Source organism: Flavobacterium cryoconiti (genome assembly GCF_048158645.1).
Classification (GTDB): domain Bacteria; phylum Bacteroidota; class Bacteroidia; order Flavobacteriales; family Flavobacteriaceae; genus Flavobacterium; species Flavobacterium cryoconiti.
Map to the genome: position 1 here is coordinate 226947 of NZ_JBLNKW010000001.1, position 12033 is coordinate 238979.

A 12033-nucleotide genomic window follows, 5' to 3' on the forward strand; every position below is an offset into this window, starting at 1 on the left:
TCGTGGCTAAAAAACAACTCTCCTGCGTTTGCCCGGCATACTTTAGGAGTTAATTTGGATTTTTAATTATTTTTACATGAAATTAATCCCATTTGAATGAATCGATTTTTGACATTACTTATTGCATCACTATTTCCCGTTCTTCTTTTTGGGCAAAATAATTTTGATTCGCTGTTAGATGAATTGGATAAAACAGTAGCTGATTACCAATTGTATTCGAATAAAAAAGAGAATGAAATAAACAAACTCAAAGGACTGCTGCAATACACTTCGACTGATATTCAAAAATATGCCATTTACGGAAAATTGTATGGGGAGTATAAATTATATCAGTCGGACTCAGCATTGATTTACGCCCGAAAGAGTTTTCAAATAGCCGAAAAATTAAATGATACCCGAAAACGGAATGATGCCCGATTAAATCTGGCTTCCATCATGGGAACATTAGGAATGTATAAGGAAGCGACCGACATACTTAATACCATCAACATCAATACAACTCCCGACCTAAAAGGCTATTATTTTACCGTGAACAGCGTAGTTTATGGATATATGTCAGATTATGCGGCTTCGCTTCAGGAAAAAGAGAAGTATGTTTTACTGACTAAGAAGTACCGTGATTCCTCCTTAAATTTTTATCCAACGCAATCAAGCGCTTATATTATGGCGAAGTCCAGTACGCTTCTTGACAAGGGAAAATATAACGAGACACTTCATTTATTACTAAACTATTTTCCGAATATTGCTCCTAATAGTCCTGACAAAGCTGTTATTGCCTATATTATTTCGCAGGCGTATCGCGTAAAAAAAGACCATGTACAGGAGAAAAAATGGCTGACAATTTCTGCTATTTCTGATTTGCAGTTGGCCAAGAAAGAATATATTTCGTTGCGTTCTTTGGCTTTTCTAATGTATGAAAACGGAGATATAGACCGCGCTTATAAATATATAAAACGTTCCCTCGAAGACGCCCTTTTTTGCAATGCCCGTTTACGAACGTATGAAATATCTAAGATGCTGCCCATCATCAACGAGGCATATCAAAAACAAAATGAAACCAACCGACTCCAATTAATTCTGTTTTTGATAAGTGCCAGTATATTATCGGTGTTCCTGTTGGCGGTGCTTTTTTTACTTTTTAAGCAAATGAAAAAATTGTCCAAAGCAAAACAGGATTTAAGTTTGGCCAACACCAAGCTTTCAGAACTGAATACCGAATTAAATACTTTCAATGAGAAATTGAATGAGACCAATTATACGCTGACCGAAGCCAATCTTTTGAAGGAAATATACATTGGGCGTTACATGGACCAGTGTTCAGACTACATTGGCAAGTTAGACGAATACCGCCGAAAATTGAATGTAATGGTCACTACAGGGAAAATGAATGACCTGATAAGTGCCGTAAAATCGAAACAGTTTGTCGAAAATGAGCTTAAGGAATTTTACACCAATTTTGACAAAACGTTCTTGCAGCTATTTCCTAATTTTATCGAAGAGTTTAAAGCGTTGCTAGTTGATGACGAAGCAACACAATTGAAGGAAGGCGAACTGCTGAATACCGAATTAAGAATCTTTGCACTCATCCGTTTAGGCATAAAGGACAGCGCAAAAATTTCAACATTCCTTCGGTATTCGGTATCCACGATTTACAATTACCGTTCGCAACTCAAAAACAAAGCAGCGGGTCCACGAGAGGAATTTGAAGCAAAAGTAATGCGAATAGGAACTAATTTAAAATAGAAAAATTCTATTTTTCAAGGAGGTCTTCAGGGTTAGAACAATCCTGAAGACCTTTTTTTTATTATAAATACACTACTTTTTTTTAGCAATAAATTTACATAACAAACTTTTAAACAGTATATTAGATGTTTAAAATTAAAATTTAATCTACTTTTTTAGAATGATAAAAATATGTAGCGCTTAAAGCGTTTACTTTTACTTTCTCGAAATCCGGAAAACTTTAGATTTTTCAATAAATCGATTTCGTGAAATTCATGTTGATTGCCATCTATTACCAAACCTGAAAAAAATTAATTATTAAATCTATTTTAAAAAATGAAACATTTTCTTTTTACAGCCTTACTTTGGCTCGCTTTTTTTAACACTGTAAATGCACAGCAGTTAAAATCACCAAATGGAAAATTTGTAATGGAGTTCTCCTTACAAAATGACGGAACTCCAAGTTACAGTTTAAATTACAAAAGTAAAGCAGTTATAAAACCAAGTAAATTGGGTCTTGAGCTAAAAAATGATAAAAAGTCATTGTTAAATGATTTTACTGTTATTGATACAAAAACATCCACTTTTGATGAAAACTGGAAACCAGTTTGGGGAGAAGTTGCTTCAATTCGCAATCATTATAACGAATTGGCAGTAACATTAAACCAAAAAGAAACCGATAGACAAATTGTTATTCGTTTCCGTTTGTTTGACGATGGTCTAGGATTCCGTTATGAGTTTCCTTCGCAAAAAAACCTTACTTATTTTGTAATCAAGGAAGAAAGAACCCAATTTGCAATGACAGGCGACCATACCGCTTTTTGGATTCCTGGTGATTATGACACCCAAGAATATGATTATACTACCTCAAAATTATCAGAAATTAGAGGCTTATCAGAAAAAGCAACTACTGCAAATGTTTCTCAAAGGTCTTTTTCTACAACAGGAGTCCAGACTTCGCTTATGCTAAAAACAGGCGACGGATTGTATATCAATTTACATGAGGCGGCCTTAATCAATTATTCTTGCATGCATTTGAATCTGGATGATAAAAACATGGTATTCGAATCTTGGTTGACACCAGATGCAAAAGGAGATAAAGGATATATGCAAGCACCTAGCCATTCACCTTGGCGTACAATAATCGTTAGTGATGACGCAAGAGAAATTCTAGCTTCAAAAATGACATTAAACTTGAATGATCCTTGTAAAATCGAAGATACTTCATGGATAAAACCAGTTAAATATGTAGGTGTTTGGTGGGAAATGATTACTGGAAAAAGTTCATGGGCGTACACCGATGAATTCCCAACGGTACAACTTGGCGTTACTGATTTTGCAAAAGCAAAACCAAATGGCAAACACGGTGCGAATAATACCAATGTGAAGAAATATATTGATTTTGCAGCCAAAAACGGTTTTGATGCTGTATTGGTCGAAGGTTGGAATGAAGGTTGGGAAGACTGGTTTGGACATTCAAAAGATTATGTTTTTGATTTTTTAACTCCTTATCCGGATTTTGATGTTAAAGGCTTACATGAATATGCAAAATCAAAAGGCATTAAGATGATTATGCACCATGAAACTTCTGGATCCGTTCGTAACTACGAGCGTCATATGGACAAAGCCTATCAGTTTATGAAAGACAATGGGTATGATGCCGTGAAAAGCGGTTATGTAGGTGATATTTTGCCAAGAGGCGAAAATCATTACAGCCAGTGGATTGTCAATCATTATCAATATGCTGTCGAAAAAGCAGCCGAGTATAAAATTATGGTCAATGCTCACGAGGCTATTCGTCCAACGGGTATTTGTAGAACGTATCCAAATTTAATTGGTAACGAAGCCGCAAGAGGAACCGAATATCAAGCTTTTGGAGGTTCTAAACCAAACCACGTAACGGTATTGCCTTTTACACGTTTAGTAGGCGGACCTATGGATTATACTCCGGGTATTTTTGAAATGGATTTAAGCAAAATCAATCCTGATAATAAATCACATGTGAACAGTACAATTGCAAATCAGCTGGCTTTATATGTAACGATGTACAGTCCGTTGCAAATGGCAGCCGATTTACCTGAAAATTATGACCGCTTTGCTGATGCCTTTCAGTTCATTAAAGATGTAGCGGTAGATTGGACAGACAGTAAATACCTAGAAGCAGAACCAGGTCAATATGTTACTGTTGCGCGTAAAGCAAAAGCAACCAACAATTGGTTCATTGGTAATGTAAACGGAGAAACTCCTCGTACCTCAACTATCAAATTTGATTTCTTGGAAAAAGGAAAAACGTATGTAGCCACGATTTATGCAGATGCCAAGAATGCGCATTATAAAACAAATCCACAAGCTTATACGATTCGTAAAATAAATGTGACCAACAAATCAAAACTGGCACAGTTCAGTGCTCCAGGCGGAGGTTATGCGATAAGCATCGTTGAAATCAAAAAATAATTAAGTACAAAAGGCTGTCCGAAAAGACAGCCTTTTTATTTTGGTTTTATTAGGAAAGAAAAACAAAAGCCTAATTCACTGAAATTAATTTAACTTCAAAAACAAGCACAGAACCCCCAGGAATAGGACCACTATCATTACTTCCATAGCCTAAGTGAGCCGGAATTAAAAGGACACCACTTCCTCCTGCTTTAAAGTAAGGAATTCCTTCAGTCCAACCTTTTATCACTTGATTCAATCCGAATGAAATTCCTTCCGCTTTACTTTCATCAAATACATTTCCGTTTGTAAAATAACCTTTGTAAGCCACTGTTAAATTAGACGTTGCGGTAGGTTGAGTTCCAGTACCGGCTTCATTAACCACATAATACAATCCTGAATCGGTTCTTGTAGCAGTTAAATGATTTTTGGCGACATAATCAACAATTTCTTTTTCATTTTGAACTGTATAATCAACAGGTTTAGATGTTCCAGCATCTGATAAGCAAGAAACAAATAGTATAGAAACTAATGCTAATAAAATAGATTTCATAAATTTTAATTTTTAAGATTGCAAATATATAAAATACACGCTACATAAATTGTGTTTTTCATTGCTATGTGGCCAATATTAATTTCCAAATACCTGCACATCATCCACTTGAAAAGCGCCATCCAAAGCCAGATTCCTACCGGAACCTGTATATTTAAAAGCAATATTTATTTTGCCTTTATAAGAAGATAAATCTATTGCTCCACTTCCCACAAATTGATACCAAGGCGTGGCTTGTTTTGGTAATTTCGCCAAAACTGGAATCCAAGTTGCGGAAGCCACATTCAATCCGTCAAAATTAGTGGAAACATAAACTTCCAAAGAATTCAATTGGGAATCAACATCTAAATGATGCTGGGCAGCCCTAAAAGTTAATACTTCATTAGTATGCTTGTCCATATCTATTTTTGGAGAAATCAACCAAGCCACATTCGAAACCACCTTTGCGCCTGAAATATTAAATTCAGCATAACCATTTCCGGAGTATACTGTCCCTTTCCAGGAAAGCGCTCCTTTTTGAACAATATTTGCCCAACCCGGAAGGCTCAAATTTGATTTATCAATCACCGTTTCAAAATCTTGGGAGAAAAAAGGAGCTGCTCTAGTTCCAGTCATCACAACATCTTTCGCTGAGCGCGGTAACAATTGGTAATCCGTTCCATATTTTGTTAAAACCCCTCTTACTTTTCCGCTACCGTTCGGAACCAAATTACTCGAAAAATCAGCAAAACTACTCGTTCTAAAATACACTTGATTTCCTAATTTATCCATCAAACCCCAATTGGTTGCACCACCCACATTATTGGTTTCCTCAAAATAATGGCGACCAATAGCATCAGCCGTAAACTGAACATCGGATAATTCAACCAAAGTATTCAAATTAGAATCATTCAATACCTCTTCCATTGAAATTGTCTTTACAAGAAGTTCCTCTTTTACAGTTGTACAAGAAGCATTCAACACCTTTTTATAGTCATTTTGGGAAAGTCGCCCTACTCCACCTTCATTGTAAGAATTGACAAAAATGCTTCCTATACGCATGCCGCCAAACAAAATATCAGTGTATTGGTCTTTTAATTTTAAATATACTTTATTGCCTAATCTGTAATCAATATACAAGTTTGTCGCATCCACAGGAACACTAAATCCTATAGCCGGTGTTGTGGCTGTTGCCAAAGTTTGAAAGGAAATCGACTTGAAAAAATTCCCCGATTCATCACTGGAAACAATGTACGCTTCTATGATGTCGTCATACTTGTATTGGCTTACAATTGCATTGGCATTTTCCCGAACTTCGGCAACGGTTCGGTTTACGGTTAAATCCGGTTGGGTACACATTAGTTTTGGAATAGCTACTTCATCGTTTACGCAACTGGTAAAAGCAATTGCTATTACTATAGAAAAAAATAGATTATTGAAAGTTGTTTTCATGATGTTTCTGTTTTCAAATTTATAAATTGATGGAAAGATTTACGAAATAAGTCCTTCCATACCCGTAAAAATATTTGTTGCCAAAAGAAGGCGTTCCACTGGAAACATCCTGATTGCGTTGCCTGAAATTGGCATTTCTGGCCTGTTCATAACCTCCTGTTTTGTAAGTAACATCGAGCACATTATTGATACTGGCAAAAAGACCCAGGTATTTACCGAAAACTCGCCATGATTTACCCCCAACAATATTTAACAATGTTGCTGGAGAAAATTTTTCCTGTTGCAATAATTCCTTGGCTCTTTCTTCGGTGGCTTCCGGAAAGGGAAATCCACTGGCAGGATTGATAAAAAAGTGATCTGTTCTGGCAATGGGAGAAACATCAATATAACTGTTTTCCAAATAATTTATATTTACCCCAATCCACCAAAACTTAGGATCCCGATATTCAATTCCCAACGAATACGCTTGTTGTGGCGAACCCGGTTGTTTATAATTTTTCAATGCTGCGGTTCCAAAATCAAAAACAGGATTTGTATTTTCTATTGAAGCTTCGGCATCATTTGTCACCATTACATTTGGATTACTATCAAATGTATATTCTCCAAAAGCTGCCGAAAAAGTGGTTTTCAAGGTTGGGTTTATCTGATATTCAAGACTTAATTCGGCACCTAAATTTTTCTTGTTCAAATGCGTTAGCGTCTGACTCACAAATGCGCTGGTGTTGTTATATCCCGCTCCATCGTCAAAAATTCCTTCGGCGTAAAAGAATGAAGTTTGTGTCGCATTTTTTATCAATGTATAAAAAGCGGTAAGTCGGGCTTTAAATTTTGGAGAACGATAGCTATAACTCGCATCCAGACTGCTTATGTTTTCACTTTCTAAATCATCAACAATCCTATTATTTAATCGAGAATTGGGGAAAGTATTCCTGATTGTTGGGGCTTTTGTCAAATGTGATCCGTTAAAAATCAACAATTGTCTTCCGGATATTTTATACGTTAGCCCGCCTTTGAAACCAAAATTTTCGAATGTTGCTTTCTCACTTTTTCCAAAGGAATTGGTTTCATAAATCCCGTTTTTGTACAAACCTTCCCTTTGATAATTAGTGTTAGAGAAACTTTGAGCCAGATAAAAATCCACTTTATTATACGAAAATTTGAATTGTGTAAAGGCATCGAGCGTATTGGCAACATAATTATAATTGTATCCGTATTCATCACCAACAACCACTTGACGGTTTGGATTATTCAAGTCAGATTGCGATTGATTTCCGTTATAAAACCCATCAATATCTTCAAAATAAGCACCTCCCAATAAATCCAAAAGCTTCTGATAATTGTGCGATTTCAAGTTTTTGAAAGAACCCCCAGCATTCAAAATAACATTTTCCGTGAGTTGTGTATTAAATGTAGAAGTTGCCACGATTGTTTTATCATCGGTGCGGTCTTCATACAAAACATACTTGCTTTTGCTTGGTTCATAACCTAAAATTGTTCCATTTGTATTTAAAATTGGGTTTTGATTGGCTTGGTACATCGCGTTCCAATCTATTTGCTGATTGGCTGAAAACAGTACTTTGCTTTTTTCCGCATTCTCTAAATCTGGTGTAAATTCACCTGAAAATTCCCCGTTATCTGAATCGTAATGCGAACTGTAGTAACTTGGCAGTTTTCTATAATAAGTAGGATCTGGGCTATTGGCATTTTGATAATCGATGTTGCTGTTCCCGATTTTTCCAAACTGATACATTAAACTGGAATTCAGATTAGTATGGTCGTTTATTTTAAAATAATGATTTAGCATCACAATCGGTTCTTCGATGGTTTTCATTCTCGAATTTCTCTTATTCCCACCTTGAAAACCCCAATAGGAATTGTATTTTCCGTTTGTCAATTGGGAAACTTCGGTGGTATTTGGTGAATTTTTTCCTCTTGAATTTGGAGTATAAAAAGCCGTAACGTTTAAGGAATGATTCTCGTTCAGTTTTTTCTCCACACTTATAAACGCTGAATTAGCATCGTAATTTGTTCCTTCAAAATAACCTTCTTGTGCCCATCGCTTTCCTGCCGAAACTACAAATGCCCAGCCTCGCGCATTCATTCCGGAAGCATAGGTTCCCATCATGCGCCAACTATAATTAGTATTGGTTCCGGAAAATGAAATTCGGGTTCCGGGTCTGTAAATGGAAGCTCGAGTATTGATTTCCTGAGTGCCTAATATTCCGCCAAAAGTATAATCAGATGGAGCGGTTCCTATGGAAAATTCCTGATTCCGGAGCGCATCGTTCAGTCCGCCCCAATCGCCCCATTGTGGTCTGCCATCGTATAATTTATTCATGGAAACGCCATTAATCATCGTCGTGGATTGTTCGCTATCCAACCCCCGAATCCTAAAACGGGCTTGTCCCCAATTGAAGGCCGCCGCTTGCTGAAAAGCATCTTTTGAGGATTGCAAAAGCCCCGAAGTGCTTTCGGAGCCGCTGTTGTCATCGCTTAAATCACTTTCGGAAAGTGCGATTAAACCGGTTTGTTGTTCAGAAGTTTGGTCTTCTTCTAAAAGTATGGTGTCTAAATCGAGTATTTGTCCCGCTATGATTTCAACTGAAAATAAGACGTCTTTATACCCCTGACTGTGAAATAAAACTAATTGGCTGCCTGCTGAAACTGTATCAAATCTAAACTTTCCGTCAACTGTTGTCAGCTGCATTAAATTTGTATTTTGGATGGTAACTACAACAGATGCTAATGGTTGCTGGGTTTTGGAATCGATAACTTTTCCGGAAATACTTGTTTCTTGTTGTGCAAAAGCAAAAGATATTGCAACAAAAAAGAAGAGAATTAGGGTAATTTTTTTCATAAGCACATTATGTCTTTTGTAAGCGAATGAGAATACGCCAATGAATAAAGATTCTTTATCCCAAAAAGAGATAAAGAATAAAATAATGGGAAAATGTTTTTGGAAATTAGAATTTGATGCCGAATGAAATTCTGCTGAAAGGCGTGGTGTTTAGAATTTCTAATTGTAAATATAAGAAAAAAACTATAAATATATTTTTTTTAATAAAATAAATCTTATATTTAAAAAAACTGTTTTACTAACCTATCTCCTTGCAAAAGTCCTAAGAAATTAAAAACGGGATTAGTAGCCCCGACGGGAGCAAGTATCCTTTTTTCTCGTTTTTTTACGAGAAAAAAGATACTGTGTACAGCGGGTGTGAACGCTTTTATGAAAAAAGGGGAGTTGTGCTCCTAAAAAAACGCCTATTGAATTGCCTTGATTCTGGAAACCATGAACGCAATCAAAAACCCGAAAACACCTATAAAAGCGAATGAGAATCGCAAGCTGGATAATTCAGCAATGTATCCTATAACTGGAGGGCCCATTAAAAACCCCAGGAAACTTACACTGGAAACGATTGTTAAAGCTTCGCCAGGAGGAACCGTTGGGTTTTTTCCTGCAATGCTGTATAAGGTAGGAACAATGGTGGAAACCCCAAGTCCCACAAACATAAATGCAATAGTTGACGGAATTAGGTATGGAAAAAATACTGACGTAAATAATCCCAGTGAAATAATAATTCCGCTGATTTGCATTACTGGTTTTCTTCCAAATTTATGAATCAGACCGTCACCAAAAAAACGTCCTCCAGCCATCATAATCATAAAAGAAGTATAGCCTAAAATCACTAATGGTCCGGGCGCTTTGATAACATCTTTGAAATAAACACCGCTCCAGTCAAACATGACTCCTTCGCTGGCCATGCAGCAAAAACCAATTATACCTAGCCAAATTAAGGCACTGTCCGGTTTTGTAAATAATTTTTTCTTTTCGGTTTTGATTATTTCTTTGGCTTTTATCAGGAATTTATAATTAAAAGCAATCATCAAAAGTACAATTCCAGCTACTATCAAAAAATGTTCATACGGCGTTAGTTCTAGTGCTAACATTCCTAAACCAACTAATGCGCCAGTAAATCCTGCAAAACTCCACATCCCATGAAAAGAAGACATAATGGTTTTCTTGAAAAGTTCTTCGGTATAAACCCCCTGAGTATTTACGGCTATGTTTGCCAAATTTCCAAATATCCCAAATACAAATAATCCAAGTGATAATTGCCAAGCCTGAGCAGCCAGTCCAAGATTTGTTAAACTAAAAACGTAAAATAATAGCGATAATATAAGGATACGATGACTCCCGAAACGGGTGACTAATTTTCCGGAAAAAGGCATAACTACCAATTGTCCTAATGGAACTGCAAATAATATTGACCCTAATTCTCCTGAACTTAAATGCAATGCGGTTTTAATATCCGGGATTCTACTTGCCCAAGTGGCAAAACACAAACCCATTCCAAAATAAAACATAGACACTGCCCAACGAATTCTGTTCAAATAAGAAATCTTGATGTCTTTATATGTTTTTTTGAATTTTGCTTTGGTCCTGAACCTGCCTAAAAAGTTTAAATCTATCAAAGGATTTGATTTTAGAGTTTTATACCGTCAAAAGTACAAAAAGCAATCGTTCATTACGTCTAAACAACACATCTCGTCAAAAATATATCGTTATTGTTTATAAAAAAAGAGGGTATTTATTACAACTTAAAAAGTGATAACCGCAAATTTGCCCATTCATCTGCATGTTTTAAATTGACAAATTTGCGGTTAATTTTTACATTCATTGAATGAAGCCTACAAATTAATTGCTTTCTTTTGGGCGCTACTTTGTATTGCCGCTTCAATAATTTGCATGACATGAACTCCATCCTGGGCCGTTACCGGCTCTTGAACATCATTTAAAATAGAATTGTAAACTCCATCAAAAAAATCATAGTAATTGCCTTGAAGTGTTGGTACCTTTTCCATTAATATATCAGTATGGAACTCCGTATGAAGCAAACCTTCTTTGTCTTTTTGCTCTTTCCCCCAAGTGTCGAGATTCGGTTTTTTTCCCAGTTTCAAATCATCTTCCTGTACATCGCCACGCGGTTTCAGGAAAGAACCCTTTTTACCATGAACAACAAACGCCGGAACGGCCTCTCTGACAAAAAATCCCGCTTTTAAGCGAACACGGAAATCAGGATAATACAACAAAATATCTATATAATCGTCTACCAAAGAATGTTCTCGCGTGATTCTGATATCAGCAAAAACAGATTCAGGCAAACCAAATAAACACAAGGCCTGATCAATCAAATGCGGTCCTAAATCCTTTAGAATTCCTGCTCCGGAATTAGCAGTTTCTTTGTGTGATTTTGGACTCAGAAGCGGATTGTAACGATCAAAATGAAATTCAGCTTCCACAATATCACCCAGCATTTTATCTGAAATAATTTTTTGTACGGTTTTGAAATCGCTGTCCCATCTTCTGTTTTGGAAAACGGCTAGCTTTACTCCTCTTTCTTTTGCCAAAGCAGCTAATTCCTGTGCTTGGGCAACGGTTGTGGTAAATGCTTTTTCGACAATGGCGTGTTTCCCCGCAAGCAATACTTTTTTGGCATATTCATAATGCGTATCCACCGGCGTATTAACGATCACTAAATCGACATCGTCTTCGAGTAAAGCCTCCATTGTGGCATAACTTTTAACCAAAGGGTAATCTTCACGTATCAGTTTTTTACTTCTTTCCCATGAACCAATCAGTTCAAATCCTTCATGAAATGATATAAACGGGGCGTGGAACACTTTTCCTGACATTCCGTAGGAAAGTAAAGCAGTTCTTATTTTTTGCATGTGTGTGTGTTTAGTCGAACACAAATTTATAACTTTTAATTTAAAACTTAGCCGAACTTACATTCCTTATGCGGTTAAATTTTAGAACATATAAGGAATGTAAGTTCATTGAAGAAATAGGCAAAATGATTGCTTGAAATTTTGGTAAAAAATAATTCGTGTTT

At 36.3% G+C, this 12033-nt stretch carries 7 protein-coding genes; 2 read left to right on the plus strand and 5 right to left on the minus strand.

Annotation, left to right across the window (positions count from 1 at the left end; translation table 11 throughout):
* Nucleotides 1–96 precede the first annotated feature (96 nt).
* Together ACM55H_RS00925 and ACM55H_RS00930 are read left to right on the plus strand one after the other, a co-directional pair.
* On the plus strand, nt 97–1743 hold the full coding sequence (locus tag ACM55H_RS00925) for a DUF6377 domain-containing protein (protein ID WP_416834713.1): 1647 nt from the start codon (nt 97–99) through the stop codon (nt 1741–1743).
* A 315-nt stretch (nt 1744–2058) separates the two neighbouring features.
* Nucleotides 2059–4176 (plus strand): glycoside hydrolase family 97 protein, encoded by a 2118-nt coding sequence (locus ACM55H_RS00930; protein WP_416834714.1) that lies wholly within the window; start codon nt 2059–2061, stop codon nt 4174–4176.
* Nucleotides 4177–4246: 70 nt separating this feature from the next.
* Here the strand turns inward: ACM55H_RS00930 and ACM55H_RS00935 are convergent, their stop codons facing one another.
* The 5 genes from ACM55H_RS00935 to ACM55H_RS00955 form a co-directional block, all read right to left on the minus strand.
* Nucleotides 4247–4708 carry an FKBP-type peptidyl-prolyl cis-trans isomerase gene (locus ACM55H_RS00935; RefSeq protein ID WP_416834715.1) on the minus strand — a complete coding sequence of 154 codons (462 nt, stop codon included), beginning with the start codon at nt 4706–4708 and terminating at the stop codon, nt 4247–4249.
* A 78-nt stretch (nt 4709–4786) separates the two neighbouring features.
* Nucleotides 4787–6139 carry a DUF5689 domain-containing protein gene (locus tag ACM55H_RS00940; RefSeq protein ID WP_416834716.1) on the minus strand — a complete coding sequence of 451 codons (1353 nt, stop codon included), beginning with the start codon at nt 6137–6139 and terminating at the stop codon, nt 4787–4789.
* A gap of 19 nt (nt 6140–6158) precedes the next feature.
* Entirely contained in the window at nt 6159–8996 is a 2838-nt protein-coding gene (locus ACM55H_RS00945) for a carboxypeptidase-like regulatory domain-containing protein (RefSeq protein ID WP_416834717.1), read from the minus strand.
* Between the two features lie 404 nt (nt 8997–9400).
* Nucleotides 9401–10612 (minus strand): MFS transporter, encoded by a 1212-nt coding sequence (locus ACM55H_RS00950; protein ID WP_416834718.1) that lies wholly within the window; start codon nt 10610–10612, stop codon nt 9401–9403.
* 216 nt (nt 10613–10828) lie between these two features.
* Nucleotides 10829–11869, minus strand: a complete 1041-nt coding sequence (locus ACM55H_RS00955) for a Gfo/Idh/MocA family oxidoreductase (RefSeq protein WP_416834719.1) — start codon at nt 11867–11869, stop codon at nt 10829–10831.
* Nucleotides 11870–12033 lie beyond the last annotated feature (164 nt).

Coding starts and splice junctions, on each gene's coding strand:
- ACM55H_RS00925 (WP_416834713.1), top strand. CDS start 97: ATGAATCGATTTTTGACATTACTTATTGCATCACTATTTCCCGTTCTT.
- ACM55H_RS00930 (WP_416834714.1), top strand. CDS start 2,059: ATGAAACATTTTCTTTTTACAGCCTTACTTTGGCTCGCTTTTTTTAAC.
- ACM55H_RS00935 (WP_416834715.1), bottom strand. CDS start 4,708: ATGAAATCTATTTTATTAGCATTAGTTTCTATACTATTTGTTTCTTGC.
- ACM55H_RS00940 (WP_416834716.1), bottom strand. CDS start 6,139: ATGAAAACAACTTTCAATAATCTATTTTTTTCTATAGTAATAGCAATT.
- ACM55H_RS00945 (WP_416834717.1), bottom strand. CDS start 8,996: ATGAAAAAAATTACCCTAATTCTCTTCTTTTTTGTTGCAATATCTTTT.
- ACM55H_RS00955 (WP_416834719.1), bottom strand. CDS start 11,869: ATGCAAAAAATAAGAACTGCTTTACTTTCCTACGGAATGTCAGGAAAA.